Source organism: Pandoraea aquatica, from assembly GCF_902459565.1.
In the GTDB taxonomy this organism is placed as follows: Bacteria; Pseudomonadota; Gammaproteobacteria; order Burkholderiales; family Burkholderiaceae; genus Pandoraea; species Pandoraea aquatica.
Window position 1 is genome coordinate 725,511 of record NZ_CABPSN010000001.1, and the last position, 19,017, is coordinate 744,527.

Sequence of the window (19,017 nt, forward strand, 5' to 3'; positions counted from 1 at the left end):
AACGCAGCACCGACTAAACAACGAGCAAAGCCACACAGGGGAAGTTACAAACGCCGCCGGGCGAACGACCGCGAGCCGACGATAGATCGGCCGCATCGCGATCATGGCGGCGCATAAGAACGCAGAAAACTTCAACGGAGACAACGATGGATCAAGCCGTTCAGCAGGAACGCGTGTGGCTCAGTGCCTACCCTCCCGGGGTACCTGCCGACATCGACGTCAATCGCTATGCATCGCTCGTGCAGGCGTTCGACGAATGGATCGAGAAGTACCGCGACCGCATCGCGTTCGTGAGTCTCGGCAGTGAGATCACCTATGCCGAGGTGTCCCGTCAGGCCCATGCCTTCGCCGCGTGGCTGCAAGCGCAAGGCGTGAAGAAAGGTGAGCGCGTCGCGCTCATGATGCCCAACTGCTTTCAGTATCCGATCTGTCTGTTCGGCACGCTCATTGCCGGCGCTGTGGTCGTCAACGTCAACCCGTTGTACACCGCACGCGAACTGAAGCACCAGCTGCAAGACAGCGGCGCGCAGACCATCGTCGTCTTCGAAAACTTCGCCAAAACATTGGAGGAAGCGCTACCCGACACCGAGGTGCGCAACGTGCTCGTGACGCAGATCGGCGATCTGCTCCAGCCGGGCGCGAACGTCAAGGGACGTGCCGTCAATTTCCTCATGCGCCACATCGCCAAGCAAGTGCCGCCGTATCGTTTGCCGCAGGCGGTTGCGTTGCGTCAGGCGCTCGCGAGCGGCGCAAAGCTGAAGGCCACGCCGGTGCCGCTCGTGCGCGAAGACCTCGCCTTCCTCCAATACACCGGCGGCACGACCGGCGTCGCCAAGGGTGCGATGCTCTCGCACGGCAACGTCCTGGCCAATCTGCTGCAAACGGAGGCATGGGCGGCCGATCAGCTCGACGGCGACATCGAGGTCAATCTGTCGCTGCTGCCGATGTATCACATCCTCTCGCTGACGTTGAACTGTCTGGTGTTCATGAGTCTGGGCGGGCGCAACATCCTGATTGCGAATCCGCGCGACGTGAAAAAGGTCGTGTACATCATTCGCAACGAAACGTTCACCGGGGTGACAGGCGTCAATACCCTGTTCAACGGCCTGCTCGAGAACGCCGACTTCCGTGCACGCGACTTTTCCAAACTGAAACTGTCGCTTGCCGGTGGCATGGCCACGCAACGCGCGATTGCCGAGCGATGGAAGCAGGTCACGGGCAAGCCGATCATCGAAGGCTACGGCCTCACCGAATGCTCCCCCATCGTCACGATGAACCCGGTGGACATCGCCCATATGGACGCAGTCGACTTTTCCGGCTCCATCGGTCTGCCTGCCCCGTCGACCGATGTGCGCTTCAAGCGCGACGACGGCACGTGGGCCCCCATCGGTGAGCCGGGCGAGTTGTGTGTGCGCGGGCCTCAGGTCATGCGCGGTTACTGGAATCGTCCTGAAGAGACCGCCAAAACGTTCGATGCCGACGGCTGGCTGATGACCGGCGACATCGGCGTCATGGACGAGCGCGGTTACGTGAGGCTGATCGACCGCAAGAAAGACATGATTCTCGTGTCGGGTTTCAACGTCTATCCGAACGAGGTCGAGGACGTGGTGATGCTTCATCCCGGCGTACGCGAAGCGGCGGTGGTCGGCGTGCCCGATCCGGTGGCCGGCGAGCGCGTGAAGCTCGTGGTCATCGCCAAGGACCCGACGCTCACCATCGAAGCCATGGCCGCGCACTGCCGCAAGCATCTGACCGCGTACAAGGTGCCGCGCATCATCGAATTCCGTCAGGGCGAACTGCCCAAGTCGACGGTCGGCAAGATCCTGCGGCGCGAACTGCGCGAACCGGTCTCAGGGAGGTAGCGAGAAACTCACGGCAACAAAGAAAGATAAAGGGAGATAACAATATGCGAATGACTTTGACGTTGGCCATGCTGCCCGCCGCGCTGACTTTCAGTGCGCTCGCGGGCGGGCTGGCCCCTTCCACTGCGCTCGCTCAGGCGAGCGCAGCCGCCCCATCGACGGCCACATCCACCGCCGCCCCGGACGCCGACACTGCAAAGCTCGCCGCCCTGCCCGTCTCCGCACAAACACAATGGCTCGCGCGCACGATCAAGAGCGGCGAACTGGCGAAGATGCCCGACGAGCAGATCGTCGCCAGCATGCAAGCTATCCAGCCCGAAGCGCTCGTGCGCTTTCTGAAGGCCGAGGCTTCGGCGTTGCCGGAGTATCAGTACGAGCTGACCCGCCACGAACGCATCAACAATCAGTGGCAGACCACGCCCGACCGCATGCTCGTGAAGATTCGCGAGAACCCGTTGCAGATTTACGCGAAATGGCAGCCTGACGGCGCGCACGCCGGGCAGGAAATCATCTATGACGAGACGAAGCGCCCCAAGGAGATGTACGGACACCTGGGCGGCATCCTCGGCTTCACGTCGATCTGGAGCAGCATCGACGGCTCGCTCGCCCGCTCACAATCGAACCACACCGTGCGCGATCTCGGCTTTGCCTTCATCGCGGATCAGATTGCGCACGACGGCAGGAGCTTTCGCGCCGCCGGCCTTTCCGAGAAGCCAGCAAAAATATCGGCATCCGAATCAAATGGTGTTCGCGTGCTGGCACTGGAATGGGAAGCCCCCTCCGGCCCGCCGCAACACTACGCCAACAAGTCGCGCGTGTTGCTCGATCTGAAGACGGGCAGACCGCGCGGCATCGAAGCGTGGGACGCCGCCGGCCAGAAAGTCGAGGAAATGCGCTTCGAGAAAGTGCGCAAGGAACAGTGGACGGACGCCACGTTCGACCCGAAGAATCCCGACTACAAGTTCTGACGCCGCAAGCACGACGAAAGCCCGCCACCCTGCATCGAGGGTGGCGGGCTTTTCGCTTATTCGCACGTTAAACGCCGGCGTCTTGCAAAGAAGCCGCCGGATGACCGGTGACCGATCAGGTCTGCGGCAGTTCGATCTTCACTTCGAGCACTTCCAAGTTGTCCTGATGCTCGACGCTGACCTTGATGTCGTCTTGCGCGATTTTCACGTACTTGGAGATGACGGCGACCAGCTCGCGTTGCAGAGCCGGCAGGTAATCGGCCGGCGGCGACGAGCCCGTGCGTTCGTGCGCCAGAATGATCTGCAGGCGCTCTTTGGCAACGGCGGCGGTCTTTTTCTTCTCCCCCAGGAGGAAAGACAGGAAGGACATGGGCGCTCCTTACTTCGAGCCGAAAATGCGCTGCAACAGGCCCGGCTTTTGATAGTCGGTAAAGCGCATGGGCTTGTCTTCGCCCTTGAATCGGCTTACCACGTCGCGATACGCATCGGCCACGTCCGTGCCATCCAGATGGATGGCGGGCGTGCCCTGGTTCGAGGCATGGAGCACCGACTCCGATTCCGGAATCACGCCGATGAGCTTGATTCGCAGAATTTCCTGAATGTCTTCCAGCGACAGCATCTGGCCGTCGTTGACACGCTTCGGGTTGTAACGGGTGATGAGCAGATGCTCCTTGATCGGCTCGCTGCCATCGATGGCACGCTTCGTCTTCGACGACAGAATGCCCAGAATGCGATCCGAGTCACGGACCGACGACACTTCCGGGTTCGTCACCACGAGTGCTTCGTCGGCGAAGTGCATCGCCAGCAATGCGCCCGATTCGATACCGGCCGGCGAATCGCACACGATGTATTCGAAACCCATGTCGGTCAGGTCTTTGATGACCTTCTCGACGCCCGCTTGCGTGAGTGCATCTTTGTCACGCGTTTGCGAGGCGGGGAGGATAAACAGGTTCTCGCAGGACTTGTCCTTGATGAGTGCCTGATTGAGGTTGGCTTCTCCCTGAATCACGTTGATCAGGTCGTACACCACGCGGCGCTCGCAACCCATGATGAGGTCGAGATTGCGCAGGCCGACGTCGAAATCGATGACTGCCGTCTTGTGCCCCTGCAAGGCGAGGCCGGCGGAAAAGCTGGCGCTGGTCGTCGTCTTGCCGACACCACCCTTGCCAGAGGTCACCACAATCACTTTTGCCATCTGTCGATGCCTTCCCAAACTTGAGGATGAAATTAGCTACGAATTACTTGAGCCCGAGTGGCTCGAAAATCAGTTTGTCGTCTACCAGCCGCACCTGCACCGAACGCCCCTGAACATCGGGCGGCAGCGCATATTCGCCAGTCCGGTAAATACCGGCGATGGAAATCAGCTCAGGCTCCAGACAGGTACAGAAGATGCGCGCATCGAGCTTGCCCTTCACCCCTGCCAGTGCCCGCCCCCGCAGCGGCGCGTAAATGTGAATATTACCTTCCGCGATCACCTCGGCCCCATAACTGACCAGATCGAGGATGATCAGATCGCCCTTTGCATAGACCTGCTGGCCCGAACGCAACGGCTTGTCGATGATCGTCGAGGGAACGGAAGACGCCTCGGGAACCGCCGGTGCCGACACCACAGACGCGGCCTGCGCATCGACCTGCGGCGCGCCGTCGTCTTCGCGCGCGGTGCGCGGTGAACGACGCTCGTGGCGCTCATGACTGTCCAGAAGCGGCAGGCCATCGGCCACCGCCCAACCCGCTTGTTCGGTATTGGCGACGACCCCGATCGGCTTCATGCGGAATTCCGCCAGCATTTCGGCCAACGCAGGTACAGCGACGCGTTCGTCGCCGGCCAAGCGCCGTACGTCGATGGCGACGGTGTCGCCAGCAAAAAACTCCGGGGTCGCTTCGAAACGTTGCGCCAGTTCGGTGCGCAAGGTGTCCAGTTGAGGCGTCTTGACTACGAAATGCAGGGTGTCTACGGCACCACTACGTAACTCGAAGTACGGCGTTTTCTTTTGCGGCATGTCAGGTTGTTGTGCGCGATTGCTGGCAAATTGGGCCATTCTACCGTCCCTTGGCCACCAACAAACCGCTAATAAGCGGGGCAACCCCCGGGCACCCCCGCAAATTGCCCAAAAAACACCATTGCCGCAACGCAGCAGCACGATGCATTTTGAATACGTTTAATACGTTGCGAAATGCTAGACGATTGACATGCCAATGTCATCAGCAAAGCCTATTCTCTGCGTGGGAAAGTCCAACACGAGAAGTGCTGCAGAGCAGCATCGAAAGTACGAATTTTGTCGCGCAAGCGTCTTTTTCGTGACCTATCCTTAAAGTCCCTGACGAGGGACCCCCTGTGGAACCGCAAACCGGGAGACGAAGATGCTGAGTCATCATGAATTTGCCACCCTGATGCTGGTGAAGGATGCTCCGGAGCAAGTGGAGCTGGATCGCCCTGACCTCGAATCGTTGCTTGAGAGCAAACTGATCGAGTGGGAAGAGTTGGAGACGGGAGCGAAGTCACCCCGCCTGACTGTTCAGGGCAAGTACTTCCTTCAGGCCGTTGCCTGAGCGCCCAGCCAGTTGTAGAGGTGTCTTTAGTCGCAAAAAAGCCCGCCGGAAGGCGGGCTTTTCATTTGTCCGGGCCATTCACCCCGAACCTCTCGACACGACTCACCCGTGCCGGACGTCACGACGGTGGCGTCGCCACGTATGGCGCGCCGCCGGATGCTCCCGGCACCAGTTCCGATTCGCCAGCCAGGCCACTGCCGCGCCCACGACCAGCGCAATCACCAGCGTCCCAATCAAGCTCCCTGTCAGCATAGTGGCCTCCTTTCTTCGATGTCACGGGATGGCACGATTTCATTCTAGGCAATCCCTATCGAAATAGGTACCCGAAAGTGATTCGGGTATACCGCGTTTGCGTGACATCGAAATGGGCGCTAATTCGGGACTGGGGAGATGCGGCAACGCAGCATTTCCAGCGCGCGACAGACCGGATCGACGGGTCTCAGGCGATAGCGCCGCCCGCGTCGATCAGTACCGTGGAGCCCGTCGCGCTCGGCGTACCGGCGAGATACAGGATCGTATTTGCCACGTCTTCCGCCGCGACGACCCGGCGTGCCGGCAGACGCTCCGCAGCGTTGCGATACATCGCTTCGCGGTCCGCCTCGGCAAGCTTGTTCCACAGCGGCGTCGCGGTCAGCCCCGGCGACACGGTGTTGACGCGAACCGGCGACAACTCCAGCGCCAGCCCACGCCCCAACGCTTCCACCGCCGCGTTGATCGCCCCCTGCACCACCGACGACGTATTCGGCCGCACGCTCAGATAGCCCGACGTCAGCGTGAGCGACCCGCCCTCCTCGATGCGCGCGAACTTCGCCACGTGGTACGTCCCCCAGAACTTGCTATCGAACGCCGCGTGCGCGTCGTCGAGCGAGAGTTTGCGCACCTGACCGGTCGGCGTTTGCGCGGCCGAAATCACGACGTGCTGCCACGGTGCATGATCGGCAAAGAATCGTTCGACGGCGGCCACGTCACCGGTGTCGAGCACGACAGCGCGCGCGGTACTGCCGATGGTCGACAGCGCCTCATCGAGCTTCGCCTGACTGCGCGAGGCGATGGTGACGGCCGCCCCGGCCTTGGCAAACGCCTGCGCCGCTGCACGGCCGATGCCGGAACTTCCGCCAATCACGAGCACGCGCTGGCCTTCGAAATTAAACATGGTGTGACTCCAGAGAGATCGATGAAATCGAAAAAGGAAGACAAGGAAGACAACCGCGACGCCGCAACATGGGGGGGACGTCATGAGGCTATTGTGATCCTCGCCACTCGAGACGATAATCCCTCGCAGAACTGAATCACTCTCTCCAAATTATTGACAATCTCACCGCGATGATCGACCAGACGTTGGATCTCACGCTCTTCGACCGAGTCGTCGCCACCGGCAGCATGTCGGCGGCCGCGCGTGAGCTGGGGTTGTCACTCGCCGTCGTGAGCAAACGGCTCGGGCTGCTTGAGCAGCGCCTTGGCGTTCGGTTACTGAATCGCACCACGCGCAAACAGGCGCTCACCGAAGAGGGGCAGGTGTTTCACGCGTGCTGCCAACGGATTCTGGCGGAGATTGCCGAGACCGAGCGGCTGATGACACGGCAGGCGGGTACGTTTGGCGGGGTACTGCGCATCAGCGCACCGCGCGCCTTCGGGCGTCGACATCTGACGCCGTTGCTCGTCGCGTTTCGTGAGCGGCATCCGGACTTGAAGGTGCACCTCTCACTGAGCGATCTGTGGGTCGATCTGGTTGCGCATGGCATCGACGTGGCGATTCGCGTCGGCACCCTGCCCGATTCAAGCCTGATCGCGCAGGAGTTGGCCCCCAATTACCGGGTGCTTGTTGCCTCGCCCGAGTATCTGAAAAGACGCGGCACGCCCAGGGACGTCGGCGATCTGCGGCAGCACGACTGCATTCTGTTCGGCAACTCGCCACATGGCGATTGGCGATTCGTCTCGCAATCCGAAACATTACGCGTGCAAGTCCCGGATACCTATGTCGTGGACGACGGCGACACCGCACACGAACTCGCCCTGCATGGCGCAGGGATCACACAGAAATCGATCTTTGACGTCGGCGACGATATCCAGGCAGGACGCCTGACACGCGTGCTTCCGTCGCTTCGGATTCCAGCTGCACCGCTACACGCCGTGTACCCGCATAGCCGCCACGTTGCGCCGCGCACGCGGGTGTTCATCGACTTCCTGCGCGACCAGCTGCGCGCGACGTGGCGCTGGTCGCAGGATTGAAGTGCGTGGCTTCGCCAACGACATTTCATTCATCGCTGCGCGCTGATCCATGCGCCAGCGCTCAGCCGTTCGCCCGCCCCGCGTCCGACGCTTCAATCGCCTGACGCCCCGCCGCCAGCAGCGCGTCGGATAGCGCAGGGTCGGCATCGACCACCGCGCGCGACAGGATCAACGAACCGACCATTTGCGAGAATCGCGCCATGGCACTCTGTGCCGCCTGTTCGTGTGTCAGCCCTCGACCAACGCCCGCCGCCGTCATCCGTTCGAGCGACGCCGCCAACCCCTTCGCGTAACACGCCTGCGCGTCCTCCCCAATACGCGGCACGTCACCTGCGAACCCGGCCACCGGGCAGCCGCATGCAACATCGTCACGATGCAGCGTAGAGAGATACTGCTCGACGCCGACCTTGGAAGGGCCGGCAGGATCACCCGACGCAGCCAACGCCGACGCCTCCCCCACGCCCTGCGCCATGCGCACCTCGTTGGCGGCCATCGCGCGCGCCATCACGGCCGAAACAAGCGCGTCCTTCGACTTGAAGTGGTTATAGAAGCCGCCCTGCGTGAAACCGGCCTCCTTCATCAACGCCGTCAGCCCGACCGCATCGACGCCACGCTCGCGAAACAACCGGTCGGCCGCGCTGACGATGGCTTCGCGGTTCTCCGCGGCCTGCTCTCTGGAAATGCCCATTGCTAACTCCTTCTTCTGCGCCGCGACCGGCGGGTGCTCAATGGTGTCTATCGACGTCATCGAAAAAGACAATGTCGATCACCATTGACATAATCACACCCACTTGCCACAATTCGCTCAAATTGACGATGTTGATCACCATTGTCATGAACTGTACCTGAAACTGCCGGTCGTTTCCATGGCTGGCTTACGTCTCTTACCTTGCTGGAGCAGTGAAATGAAGATCAAGGATGCTGTCGTTTTCGTCACCGGTGCCAACCGCGGCCTGGGTCTCGAATTTGCCAAACAAGCGTTGGCCTTGGGCGCGAAGAAGGTCTATGCCGGGTCTCGCGACCCATCGAAGGTGACGCTGCCGGGCGTGATTCCGGTGAAGCTCGACGTAACGAATGCGCAGGACGTGGCGGCGGCCGCCGAACTGGCAGGCGACGTCACCCTGCTCATCAATAACGCGGGTATCGCGCGGGTGTCCGAAGGGCTGACCCGCGCGGGTTCGGCCGCAGTGCTTCGCGAAACGCTGGAAACGAATGTGTTCGGCGTACTCGCCATGGCACAGGCGTTCGCCCCCGCGCTCGGTCGCAACGGCGGCGGCGCACTGCTCAATGTGCTGTCCATCGTGAGCTGGGTCAACTCACCCGTGATCCCCGAATACTCGATCACGAAGTCGGCGGCGTGGTCGCTGACCAACGGTCTGCGTCACGAGTTGTTTGAACAGAACACGCAAGTCGTGGGCCTGCACGCCGGTTACATCGACACCGATCTGACGAGTGGCTTCGACGTGGAGAAGGCCGCCCCCTCAGATGTCGTGCGTCAGGCATATGCAGCCATCGAAGCCGGTGAGCTGGAAGTCAATGTCGACGAGCGCACTCGCGCCGTCAAGCAAGGGCTGTCGCAAAGCGTCTACCTGAACGATTACCCGGCGGCGCAATCGTGATCGCACAGTCAGTCTGACGGTCCTGCGCCACACCGAATATCGCCGCCAGATGTGAAAACGCCGCGACACCCTATGAGGTGTCGCGGCGTTTGTCTTACGCGAACCGTCAGCGAGCCCTGCGGCTCACTGATTTTCCGTATCAGCCAGCTCAGGCCGCCTTGTCCATCTGACGTTCACCGCCCACCGCTTCGACCAGATCGTCGAGCATGCGGGCGAGTTCGCCGGTCATGAGCGCGACGTCGGCATCGAACTTCTCGGCCTCGCCTTCCGCGGTCGGGTCGGCAGCGTCCTTGATGATGTCGAGCGGCGTAATGCGCTTGATGATGAACGCATCGGTCAGCACGAACGAGATGCGGTCGTTCCACGTCATCGCCAGCTTCGTGCAGCGCTTGCCGGCTTCGATGTGCTGACGCACGTCTGCGCCGTCGAGCGGGTGCGCCACATAACGCACGGCGGCCTTCTCGTCGGTGTTCGAGCGAAGTTCCACGTCCTGATCGACGGTGAAGCCGCCCGGCGCTTCATTGCCGGCCAGCCACGACGTCATCACGGACACCGGCGCCTCGTTGAGTTCGACGTTCTCGAGAATGATGTCCAGCGTCTTGAGCAGCAGGCTGCGCACTTCGTCGGCCTTCGCGGGCGACGCGGCGTCGATGACCAGCCAGCGATTGACCGGATCGATCCACACACGCGTGTCGCGACGAATGCCGAAGGCACGCGGCAGCAACTCGTCCGTGACCTGCTCCTTAAGCTCGCGCATCTGCTTGCGCCCCGGCTTGAAGCCTTGCTGCTCTTCGAGCTCGGCGGCCTTGGCGCGCGTTACCTGATTGACGACCGTCGTCGGCAGCAACTTCTTCTCGGCCCGATAAGCCAGCAGGAACTGACGATTGATGCTGTGCACGAGTTCGCCGCCATCGCGCGGCGGTGCCCAGCCCTGCACCTGCATTTCGAGGCTGCCGCCCTCACGGAAGGCGTGCTTCTCGAGCGCCTCTTCCATTTGCGCGACGCTCATGGACCAACCGGCAGGAATTCGGTGCAACTGAAGATTCTTGAACCACATCGGCATCACCGCAAAATCAAAAGCATGGATTTTACCAGTGTGCCGAGGTGTGGCGAAGTGCGGGAACCTGAATCGTGCAACGAGACGTTACAGGAAGCGGTCGAGAATCTTGCGGCTGGGCTTGTCCAGCGTGCCCGTGTCGCGAATCAGGAAGTGAATGCCGTGGTTATCGGTGATGAGCAACGTCTGTCCGCCGAGACGGCGAATGTCTTCTTCGCCGCGCAGCACGAACGACGCTTCGCCGCGATTCGTCTCGACGGTCCACGTGCTGGGCGTCGCATACGTCGACACGCCCTTGATGCGCAGCACTTCGGGCATGAACTCGCGCGCGGCGAGTTCCTCCGAAACGAGCACGCGCATGGCTGCGGGCAACGCGTCAAGCGAGTCGAGCCAGACCAGCTCGCGCCCTTCGGTGCTCACGAGCGCCAGCCCTTCGTCCGGCGCGGCAATCGGAAAGGCCCGCACGGGCACTACGCCCTCATGGGCGACGCCCTCGGCATCGGTCAGCACCAAACGGCCGAAGGCGTTGCGCGACAGGGTGAAATCGATCTGCATATGAGTCTTCGCGAACGGTTCTGTTGACGGTCAATCGGCGATTAATTGATGGACAGCGGCTGTGCCGGCGCAGCGGTCACGGCAGCGACCGTGGCAGCGGCTTCGGCCGAGGCGATGACCTCGTCGACATCCGTATCCACATTGCGCTGCTGCGCCTGATAGAGCTTGTAGTACGCGCCTTCGCGCGCGATCAGTTCGTCGTGGTTGCCCACTTCGACGATCTTGCCGCGATCGAGCACCACGAGCCGGTCGGCCTTGCGCAGCGTCGACAAGCGGTGCGCAATGGCGATGGTCGTGCGTCCCTTCACAAGGTTGTCGAGCGCCTTCTGAATTTCCTTCTCCGTGGCCGTGTCGACCGAAGACGTCGCCTCGTCGAGAATCAGAATTCTCGGATCGATCAGCAGCGCGCGGGCGATGGAGATACGTTGACGTTCGCCGCCCGACAGCGCCTGACCGCGCTCGCCCACGAGCGAGTCGTAGCCATGCGGCAGACGCAGAATGAACTCGTGCGCGTGCGCCGCGCGGGCGGCCGCCACGATCTCGGCACGCGTTGCGTCCGGTTTGCCGTAAGCGATGTTCTCCGCAATCGTGCCGAAGAACAGGAACGGCTCCTGCAACACCAGACCGACGTTGCGACGGAAGTCCGACACCGGCAGCGCGCGAATGTCCACGCCGTCGATCTGGATCGATCCTTCGGCCACATCGTAGAAGCGGCAGATGAGGTTCACCAGCGTGCTCTTGCCCGAGCCGCTGTGACCGACCAGACCGATCATCTCGCCCGGTGCAATGCGCAGATCCATGCCACGAATCACTGCGCGGTTGCCGTAGCGGAAACCGATGTCGCGCAGGTCGATGGCGCCCTTCACTTCCTTCAGATGCACCGGATTGACCGGCTCCGGCACGTTCGAGACGTGATCGAGGATGTCGAAGATGCGCTTGGCGCCTGCGGCCGCCTTCTGCGTGACCGAAACGATGCGGCTCATCGAATCGAGACGCGTATAGAAGCGGCTGATGTAGGTCAGGAACGCGGCCAGCACCCCGACCGTGATTTCGTGCTTCGAAACCTGCCAGATCCCGAAGATCCAGACCACCAGCAGGCCCACTTCGGTGAGGAACGTCACCGTCGGCGTGAACAACGACCAGACCTTGTTCACCCGGTCGTTGACCATCAGGTTGTGGCGGTTGGCTTCCTTGAAGCGCGCGACCTCGCGGTTCTCCTGCGCAAACGCCTTGACCACACGAATGCCCGGAATCGTATCGGCGAGCACATTGGTGATTTCCGACCAGATCCGGTCGACCTTCTCGAAGCCGTGACGCAAACGGTCGCGCACCAGATGAATCAGCCACGCGATGAACGGCAGCGGCAACAGCGTCACGACCGCCAGCCACGGGTTGATCGACACCAGAATGACCGCCGTCATGACGATCATCAGCACATCGGTCGCGAAGTCCAGCAAGTGCAGCGACAGGAACACGCAGATGCGGTCGCTCTCCGAGCCGATACGCGCCATCAGATCGCCCGTACGCTTGCCGCCGAAATACTCCAGCGAGAGCCGCAGCAGATGCGAGTACGTTGCCGTGCGCAGGTCCGCGCCGATGCGCTCGGACACCTTCGCGAGCAGATACGTGCGCGCCCAACCGAGCACCCACGCGACAAGACCGGCCCCCAGCAAACCGGACAGATACATTCCCACCAGGTGGTAATCGATGGGCTTGCCGTTCTGGAACGGGATCAGCACGTTGTCCATGAGCGGCATCGTCAGATACGGCGGGATCAACGTGGCGCCCGTGGCGCAAAGCGTCAGCAGGAAACCGGCCAATAACTGAAAGCGATACGGCCGGGCGAAACGCCACAATCGGAGCAATGCCCATGTCGACGGCGGGGCTTCTACCTCAGGATTGCACTGCGGGCACTCGTCCACGCCGGGCGGCAGTTCCGCCTGACAGATCGGGCAGACGCCCGCCTCTTCCGCCTCATGCACCGCCGCGTGACCGGCCACATGGATGTCGCGCTGACGCACGATCGTGTCCATCAGCGTGAGCGCGGCCGGATTGTGGCCGAGCGTGTAACGCCAGTTCACCAGCTTCTGACGCGCGTCGCACAACTCCAGCGAGCCCACGCCCGCGTGGTCCGTATGGGTGAGCGACAGCCCGGCGTGGTACGGCCACGATTGCCATGACGACTGGCTCGACCCGCCGTCGCGCCGCGCCTCGCGCGCCAACACCCGACGCTCGGTCGCGACGACCACGCCCCGGGCGAAGTGCAACTGTGCGTCCAGATCGATGGGCAGCCAGGCGAGCACCGTCTCCCCGTCGGCCAGTTGCGCGGCGAGATCCGGGTACCAGGGTTCGGCGGCGGCGTTCCGGGCGGACGAGGAAGACACAGGGGACGCAAGGGAGGTTTGCGCGGGCGAATCCGCAGAGGCGTCGGACGGGGTGGCGGCAGAGGTGTCGGTCATTGATGCGGCAGACGTGTCCTCAAGGGGCGGACATCGAGGCAAACGGAGAAAAATCGACGCGGACTTTCCCTGTCAGGTCCGCAAAATTGCCGCAAGTATAACCACAGCGACGCTTTTTGCGGCACGGAGTTCCCGCATGACACGGTGCAACATCGAAATATTGTTGCGGGTGTCAACCGTTTACGGATTTTTTGCGTTAAGCATCCAGTTAACTGAAAGAGCGCGACCGGCTGTGCCGCATGAAATCGGCCTTGCCGGCTTTTATGTACCAGCCCTGACGCGTGAATTAAAGCCTTAGATGAAAAAGAAAGACATTGAGATTTTCGATGTCCTGTCGCTGCGCGGACCGAATATGTGGACATATCGGCCGGTGCTTGAGGCATGGGTCGATATCGGGGAATTGGAAGAGTTCCCGTCTAACAAGATCCCGGGGTTCCCCGAACGGCTGTCCGAATGGCTGCCGACGCTCATCGAACACCGTTGCAGCATCGGCGAGCGCGGCGGCTTCCTCCAGCGCCTTCGCGAAGGCACGTGGCCCGGCCACATCCTCGAGCACGTCACGCTCGAACTCCAGAACCTCGCCGGCATGCCCGGTGGCTTCGGCAAGGCACGCGAGACCCCGATTTCGGGCGTCTACAAGGTGATCGTGCGCGCCTGGCATGAAGATGTGACCCGCGCCGCCCTGTTTGCGGCCCGCGATCTGGTCATGGCCGCCATCGAAGACCGCCCGTACGACGTCGAAGCCGCCGTCGAAGAACTGCGCGGCCTGGTCGACAAACATTGTCTCGGTCCGAGCACGGCGTGCATCGTCGACGCCGCCGACGACCGCGACATCCCCCATCTGCGTCTGTCCGACGGCAATCTGGTGCAACTGGGTTACGGCGCTGCCGCCCGTCGCATCTGGACGGCCGAGACCGACCGCACCCCCGCCATCGCTGAAAGCATCTCGCGCGACAAGGACCTGACCAAGCAACTGCTCGAATCTTGCGGCGTGCCCGTGCCGGAAGGCCGTCTGGTCGACAGCGCGGAAGACGCCTGGGAAGCCGCCGAGGACATCGGCCTGCCCGTGGTCGTGAAGCCGTACGACGGCAACCACGGTCGTGGCGTGTTCATCAATCTCACCACACGAGAAGAAGTCACGACCGCGTTCGGTGTGGCCCTCGAAGAAGGCAACGGCGTGATCGTCGAGCGCTTCGTCACGGGTCTGGAACACCGTCTGCTGGTCGTGGGTGGCCGTGTGGTCGCCGCCGCGATGGGCGAGATGGCCTCCGTGACCGGCGACGGCAAGCACACCGTCTCGGAACTCATCGAGATCCAGATCAACAGCGATCCGCGTCGCGGCAGCGCCGAAGACCAGCCGCTCAATCGCGTGCGTATCGATTCGTCGGCCCGCCTCGAACTCAAGCGTCAGGGTTTCGACGCCGACGCCGTGCCGCCGGAAGGCAAGAACGTCCTGATCCAGCGCAACGGCAACGTCGCCTTCGACGTGACCGACCGCGTTCACCCGAGCGTGGCCGCGCATGCGTCGCTGGCCGCCCGCATCGTGGGTCTGGACATCGCCGGTGTGGATCTGGTCGCTGAAGACATTTCCCGTCCACTCGCCGAACAACGCGGCGCAATCGTGGAAGTCAACGCCGGTCCCGGCCTGCTCATGCATCTGAAACCGGCTGACGGCGCACCGCGCCCGGTCGGTCGCGCCATCGTCGACCATCTGTTCCCCGATGGCGACGCCGGCCGCATCCCGGTCGTCGGCATTACCGGCACGAACGGCAAGACCGTCACCGCACGCCTGCTCGCGCACCTGCTGCAACTGGCAGGCGAGCACACGGGTCTCGCTTGCAGCGATGGCCTGTTCCTCGACAAGCGTCTGGTGCAAGGCGGCGACCGCGCCAACTGGGACGCCGCGAACCGCGTGCTGATGAATGCCAGTGTGACCGCTGCCATCTTCGAAAACGACAACACCGCCATCCTGTCCGAGGGCCTGGCCTACGACCGTTGTCAGGTCGGCATCGTCACGAACATCGACCGTCCCGACCATCTCGGTCAGTACTTCGTCGAAGACGTCGACCGCATGTTCAGCGTGCTGCGTACGCAAGTCGACGTTGTGCTGCCCGACGGCGTGGCAGTCCTCAATGCCCGTGACCCGCTGGTCGTGGAAATGGCCGAGCTGTGCGACGGCGACGTGATCTTCTTCGGTCTGGACGAGCAACTGCCGGCCATCGTGGCGCACCGCGCCTTGGGTAAGCGAGCCGTCTTCGTGCGCAACGGCCAGGTGATCCTCGCGACCGGCACGGAAGAAGCGGCCATCGGCGCAACGGCCAACATGCCGCTGACCTACGCCGGACGTGTCGCCTTCCAGATCGAGAACGTGCTGGCCGCCGTGGCCGCGGCGTGGTCGATGGGCGTGGCGCTGGATATCCTGCGCACCGGTGTGACGACGTTCGACGTCGGTCAGGTCGATGCCCCGGGCCGCTTCACGCTGTTCGAGAAGCAAGGCGCGACGGTGATCGTCGACGACGCTCATAATGCCCCGGCCCTCACGGCACTGGCGGCTGCCCTCGCCACCCTGCCCGCCGAGCGCCGCTCGGTGGTCTACGGCCCGGGTGTAGATCGTATGGACGAAGACCTTCAGGCCGAAGGCAAGCTTCTGGCGCAGACGTTCGAGCGCGTGGTGCTGTGCGACGACCTGAGCGTTGCCCGCAAGCGCGAGTCGTCCGAGTCGCGCGCTCAGCTGCGTGCAGGCATCGATGCTGCCGGTCGCAAGGTCCAGGTGACGGACGCCGGTGAGCGCCGTGCCGCTGCCGAAGCCGCGCTGGCCCAGCTCACGAGCGGCGATCTGCTCGTGTTGCAAGCCGACGAAGGCGGTGCCGCCGCGATGCTCGATCTCGTCCATTTGTGGATGGGTCAGCCGATGCGCGCACTGGCGGCCTGAGCCGGATACGAAACTGACGAGCGGCGGCCGGCAGACATCTCTGCCACCGCCGTCTCTATATAGATAGTCACCAGATACCTAGCCACAGTCGTTTTTCTCGCCAAGCATCTGCCATATTGAGATATACAGGGACGCGAAGTGGACAGACAGGGATTGCAATTTATGGAAGTCTCCCGCATCCGCGCATTGCGCGGGCCGAACCTCTGGAGCCGTCACACCGCCATCGAGGCAATTGTGACGTGCACCGATCTGGAATACTCGATCGGCAATCTGGCCGGTTTCGAGGCCCGACTGCGCGCACGCTTCCCCGAGCTGCCCGCGCTCACGCCCGACGCTGAAGAGCGTCCGGTCTCGCTGGCCGACGCGCTGGCCACCACGGCGCTGCATCTGCAAGCCGCCGCCGGTTGCCCCGTGACCTTCAGCCAGACGACGCAAACCATCGAACCGGGTACGTTCCAGGTGGTGGTGCAGTACAGCGAAGAGCCGGTGGGACGTCTCGCCTTCGACCTGGCGCAGCAACTGATTCACGCCGCTCTCGAAGATGGCCCGTTCGATCTGGCCGACGCCCTCTACCGCTTGCGCGATCTGGACGAAGACGTGCGCCTCGGCCCGTCGACCGGCTCGATCGTCTACGCTGCCGTTGCGCGTGGCATTCCGTATCGCCGTCTGACCGAAGGGTCGATGGTGCAATTCGGCTGGGGCAGCAAGCAGCGCCGCATTCAGGCCGCCGAGACCGACCGCACGTCGGCCGTGGCCGAGTCGATTGCACAGGACAAGGATCTCACCAAGACGCTGCTGCACGCGGCCGGTGTGCCGGTGCCGCTTGGCGGCACGGTGCGCGACATCGAAGACGCGTGGAAGCTGGTGCAGGAAATCGACGCCCCGGTCGTGGTCAAGCCGCGCGACGGCAACCAGGGCAAGGGCGTGGCCGTGCGTCTGCGTACGCGCGAAGAAATCGAGAAGGCGTTCGAAGCCGCGCAGGACATCAGCCGCGACGTCATCATCGAGCGCTACATCCCGGGTCACGACTTCCGTCTGCTGGTCATCGGCAACAAGCTCGTGGCCGCCGCCCGCCGCGATCCGCCGCAAGTCACGGGCGACGGCGTGCATACCGTGCGTCAACTGGTCGAGGCGGTGAACGCCGACCCGCGCCGTGGTGAAGGCCATGCCACGTCGCTGACCAAGATTCGCTTTGACGACATCGCGCTGGCGACGCTCGCCAAGCAAGGCCTGAACGCCGATTCCGTGCCGGATGCCGGTGCGCGCATCGTGCTGCGTAACAACGCCAACCTGTCGACGGGCGGCACCGCCACCGACGTGACGGACGACGTCCACCCCGAAATCGCCGCCCGCGCCGTTGCGGCCGCTCAGCAGGTCGGTCTGGACATCGCCGGCGTCGACGCCGTGTGCGAAACCGTCATCAAGCCGTTCGAAGATCAGGCCGGCGGCATTGTCGAAGTCAACGCCGCCCCCGGCCTGCGCATGCACCTTCAGCCGTCGTACGGCAAGGGTCGCGCGGTCGGCGAAGCCATCGTCTCGACCATGTTCGACGACGGCGACGACGGCCGCATTCCCCTCGTGGCGGCCTCGGGCACGAACGGCAAGACCACCACGGTTCGCCTGATTGCACACCTCATCGGTCAGCAAGGCCTGCGTGTCGGCATGACCGGTACGGACGGCATCTACATCAGCGGTCAGCGTATCGACACCGGCGATTGCAGCGGCCCGCGCAGCGCGCGCAATGTGCTGATGCACCCGGACGTCGACGCCGCCGTGTTCGAAACAGCGCGTGGCGGCCTGCTGCGTGAAGGTCTGGCGTACGACCGTTGCGACGTCGCCGTGGTGACCAACATCGGCATGGGCGACCACCTCGGCCTGTCGTACATCAACACGGTCGAAGACCTCGCCGTGCTCAAGAGCGTGATCGTGCGCAACGTCGCACCGCGCGGTATGGCCGTGCTCAACGCCGCCGACCCGATGGTCGCGCGCATGGCCGACGCCTGCCCGGGCGACGTGACCTATTTCACGGCCGACGCCACGCATCCGGTGCTCGCCACGCACCGCGCCAAGGGCAAGCGCGTGGTGTATGTCGACGGCGCTCACATCGTGACGGCACACGGCAGCGAAGAAACCCGCTACGCGCTGGCGGCGATTCCGCTCACGCGCAACGGCGCCATCGGCTTCCAGGTCGAGAACGCGATGGCCGCCATCGGTGCGGCATGGGCGTTGCATATCGATCCGGCCACGATTCGCGCTGGCCTCGCGACCTTCGTGAACGATGCCGGTACGGCCCCGGGCCGCTTCAACGTGTTCGATTACAAGGGCGCAACGGTCATTGCCGACTACGGCCATAACCCGGACGCCATCGCCGCGCTCACGCAGGCCATCGAAACCATGCCGGCGCGTCGTCGCTCGGTGGTGATTTCGGGTGCGGGTGACCGTCGGGACGAAGACATTCGCCGTCAGACCGAAATCCTGGGCGGTGCGTTCGACGACGTGCTGCTCTATCAGGACCAGTGCCAGCGCGGCCGTGAAGACGGCGAAGTCATCCGCCTGCTGCGTGAAGGACTGGTCGACGCACGTCGCACGAGCTACGTCGACGAGATCAACGGCGAGTTCATCGCCATCGACACCGCCCTCGCCCGTCTGCAACCCGGCGATCTGTGCCTGATCCTCATCGACCAGGTCGACGAAGCCCTCGCACACATCGCACAACGCGTTGGCGAGGCTGGTTGAAGCTAGTTGAGGCCAGCGCTCGCTGAGCCGCCGTCAGGGAGCGCCCGCTC

16 protein-coding genes are annotated in these 19,017 nt (G+C 63.1%); 7 read left to right on the forward strand and 9 right to left on the reverse strand.

Annotated elements, in window-relative coordinates; translation table 11 throughout:
- Positions 1–146: 146 nt before the first annotated feature.
- Complete coding sequence (locus tag PAQ31011_RS03000; protein WP_150574407.1) at positions 147–1,862, forward strand: AMP-binding protein; 1,716 nt, start codon at positions 147–149, stop codon at positions 1,860–1,862.
- Positions 1,863–1,912: 50 nt separating this feature from the next.
- Positions 1,913–2,830 carry a DUF1571 domain-containing protein gene (locus tag PAQ31011_RS03005; RefSeq protein ID WP_246179306.1) on the forward strand — a complete coding sequence of 306 codons (918 nt, stop codon included), beginning with the start codon at positions 1,913–1,915 and terminating at the stop codon, positions 2,828–2,830.
- 115 nt (positions 2,831–2,945) lie between these two features.
- Here PAQ31011_RS03005 and minE read toward each other — a convergent pair whose 3' ends face one another.
- The 3 genes from minE to minC are packed head-to-tail and all read right to left on the reverse strand — an operon-like array spanning position 2,946 to position 4,830.
- Complete coding sequence (gene minE / locus PAQ31011_RS03010) at positions 2,946–3,200, reverse strand: cell division topological specificity factor MinE (RefSeq protein WP_039397958.1); 255 nt, start codon at positions 3,198–3,200, stop codon at positions 2,946–2,948.
- A gap of 9 nt (positions 3,201–3,209) precedes the next feature.
- Positions 3,210–4,025: a septum site-determining protein MinD gene (gene minD, locus PAQ31011_RS03015; protein WP_039397956.1), complete on the reverse strand. Its 816-nt coding sequence runs from the start codon at positions 4,023–4,025 to the stop codon at positions 3,210–3,212.
- 43 nt (positions 4,026–4,068) lie between these two features.
- The gene (gene minC / locus PAQ31011_RS03020) at positions 4,069–4,830 is read right to left on the reverse strand and encodes a septum site-determining protein MinC (protein ID WP_150574880.1); all 762 of its coding nucleotides are present in this window, start codon (positions 4,828–4,830) and stop codon (positions 4,069–4,071) included.
- 361 nt (positions 4,831–5,191) lie between these two features.
- Here minC and PAQ31011_RS03025 point away from each other — a divergent pair, with 361 nt between their 5' ends.
- Positions 5,192–5,380: a hypothetical protein gene (locus PAQ31011_RS03025; RefSeq protein WP_039397952.1), complete on the forward strand. Its 189-nt coding sequence runs from the start codon at positions 5,192–5,194 to the stop codon at positions 5,378–5,380.
- Between the two features lie 102 nt (positions 5,381–5,482).
- On the opposite strand, the gene PAQ31011_RS26270 is transcribed toward PAQ31011_RS03025, so the two are convergent.
- A complete protein-coding gene (locus PAQ31011_RS26270) occupies positions 5,483–5,632 on the reverse strand; it encodes a hypothetical protein (protein ID WP_174989897.1) in 150 nt (49 codons plus the stop codon).
- A gap of 187 nt (positions 5,633–5,819) precedes the next feature.
- On the reverse strand, positions 5,820–6,533 hold the full coding sequence (locus tag PAQ31011_RS03030) for an SDR family oxidoreductase (protein WP_150574408.1): 714 nt from the start codon (positions 6,531–6,533) through the stop codon (positions 5,820–5,822).
- Between the two features lie 170 nt (positions 6,534–6,703).
- On the opposite strand from PAQ31011_RS03030, the gene PAQ31011_RS03035 reads away from it, so the two are divergent.
- Complete coding sequence (locus tag PAQ31011_RS03035) at positions 6,704–7,609, forward strand: LysR family transcriptional regulator (protein WP_150574409.1); 906 nt, start codon at positions 6,704–6,706, stop codon at positions 7,607–7,609.
- A gap of 61 nt (positions 7,610–7,670) precedes the next feature.
- Here the strand turns inward: PAQ31011_RS03035 and PAQ31011_RS03040 are convergent, their stop codons facing one another.
- Positions 7,671–8,297, reverse strand: a complete 627-nt coding sequence (locus PAQ31011_RS03040; protein WP_150574410.1) for a TetR/AcrR family transcriptional regulator — start codon at positions 8,295–8,297, stop codon at positions 7,671–7,673.
- Between the two features lie 217 nt (positions 8,298–8,514).
- Here PAQ31011_RS03040 and PAQ31011_RS03045 point away from each other — a divergent pair, with 217 nt between their 5' ends.
- Entirely contained in the window at positions 8,515–9,228 is a 714-nt protein-coding gene (locus PAQ31011_RS03045) for an SDR family oxidoreductase (RefSeq protein WP_150574411.1), read from the forward strand.
- 148 nt (positions 9,229–9,376) lie between these two features.
- Here PAQ31011_RS03045 and PAQ31011_RS03050 read toward each other — a convergent pair whose 3' ends face one another.
- From PAQ31011_RS03050 to PAQ31011_RS03060, 3 genes are all read right to left on the reverse strand, one after another.
- Complete coding sequence (locus PAQ31011_RS03050) at positions 9,377–10,285, reverse strand: recombination-associated protein RdgC (protein ID WP_150574412.1); 909 nt, start codon at positions 10,283–10,285, stop codon at positions 9,377–9,379.
- An 87-nt stretch (positions 10,286–10,372) separates the two neighbouring features.
- On the reverse strand, positions 10,373–10,840 hold the full coding sequence (locus PAQ31011_RS03055; protein ID WP_150574413.1) for a cyanophycin metabolism-associated DUF1854 family protein: 468 nt from the start codon (positions 10,838–10,840) through the stop codon (positions 10,373–10,375).
- 41 nt (positions 10,841–10,881) lie between these two features.
- Complete coding sequence (locus PAQ31011_RS03060; RefSeq protein WP_246179307.1) at positions 10,882–13,299, reverse strand: cyanophycin metabolism-associated ABC transporter; 2,418 nt, start codon at positions 13,297–13,299, stop codon at positions 10,882–10,884.
- A 298-nt stretch (positions 13,300–13,597) separates the two neighbouring features.
- On the opposite strand from PAQ31011_RS03060, the gene cphA (PAQ31011_RS03065) reads away from it, so the two are divergent.
- Positions 13,598–16,231, forward strand: a complete 2,634-nt coding sequence (gene cphA / locus PAQ31011_RS03065) for a cyanophycin synthetase (RefSeq protein WP_150574414.1) — start codon at positions 13,598–13,600, stop codon at positions 16,229–16,231.
- A 162-nt stretch (positions 16,232–16,393) separates the two neighbouring features.
- A complete protein-coding gene (gene cphA, locus PAQ31011_RS03070) occupies positions 16,394–18,967 on the forward strand; it encodes a cyanophycin synthetase (protein WP_150574415.1) in 2,574 nt (857 codons plus the stop codon).
- Positions 18,968–19,017: the final 50 nt, after the last annotated feature.

What these genes read in the sequence shown, in the direction of transcription:
- PAQ31011_RS03000 (WP_150574407.1), top strand. Translation starts at nt 147, where the DNA reads ATGGATCAAGCCGTTCAGCAGGAACGCGTGTGGCTCAGTGCCTACCCT.
- PAQ31011_RS03005 (WP_246179306.1), top strand. Translation starts at nt 1,913, where the DNA reads ATGACTTTGACGTTGGCCATGCTGCCCGCCGCGCTGACTTTCAGTGCG.
- minE (WP_039397958.1), bottom strand. Translation starts at nt 3,200, where the DNA reads ATGTCCTTCCTGTCTTTCCTCCTGGGGGAGAAGAAAAAGACCGCCGCC.
- minD (WP_039397956.1), bottom strand. Translation starts at nt 4,025, where the DNA reads ATGGCAAAAGTGATTGTGGTGACCTCTGGCAAGGGTGGTGTCGGCAAG.
- minC (WP_150574880.1), bottom strand. Translation starts at nt 4,830, where the DNA reads ATGCCGCAAAAGAAAACGCCGTACTTCGAGTTACGTAGTGGTGCCGTA.
- PAQ31011_RS03025 (WP_039397952.1), top strand. Translation starts at nt 5,192, where the DNA reads ATGCTGAGTCATCATGAATTTGCCACCCTGATGCTGGTGAAGGATGCT.
- PAQ31011_RS26270 (WP_174989897.1), bottom strand. Translation starts at nt 5,632, where the DNA reads ATGCTGACAGGGAGCTTGATTGGGACGCTGGTGATTGCGCTGGTCGTG.
- PAQ31011_RS03030 (WP_150574408.1), bottom strand. Translation starts at nt 6,533, where the DNA reads ATGTTTAATTTCGAAGGCCAGCGCGTGCTCGTGATTGGCGGAAGTTCC.
- PAQ31011_RS03035 (WP_150574409.1), top strand. Translation starts at nt 6,704, where the DNA reads ATGATCGACCAGACGTTGGATCTCACGCTCTTCGACCGAGTCGTCGCC.
- PAQ31011_RS03040 (WP_150574410.1), bottom strand. Translation starts at nt 8,297, where the DNA reads ATGGGCATTTCCAGAGAGCAGGCCGCGGAGAACCGCGAAGCCATCGTC.
- PAQ31011_RS03045 (WP_150574411.1), top strand. Translation starts at nt 8,515, where the DNA reads ATGAAGATCAAGGATGCTGTCGTTTTCGTCACCGGTGCCAACCGCGGC.
- PAQ31011_RS03050 (WP_150574412.1), bottom strand. Translation starts at nt 10,285, where the DNA reads ATGTGGTTCAAGAATCTTCAGTTGCACCGAATTCCTGCCGGTTGGTCC.
- PAQ31011_RS03055 (WP_150574413.1), bottom strand. Translation starts at nt 10,840, where the DNA reads ATGCAGATCGATTTCACCCTGTCGCGCAACGCCTTCGGCCGTTTGGTG.
- PAQ31011_RS03060 (WP_246179307.1), bottom strand. Translation starts at nt 13,299, where the DNA reads ATGACCGACACCTCTGCCGCCACCCCGTCCGACGCCTCTGCGGATTCG.
- cphA (WP_150574414.1), top strand. Translation starts at nt 13,598, where the DNA reads ATGAAAAAGAAAGACATTGAGATTTTCGATGTCCTGTCGCTGCGCGGA.
- cphA (WP_150574415.1), top strand. Translation starts at nt 16,394, where the DNA reads ATGGAAGTCTCCCGCATCCGCGCATTGCGCGGGCCGAACCTCTGGAGC.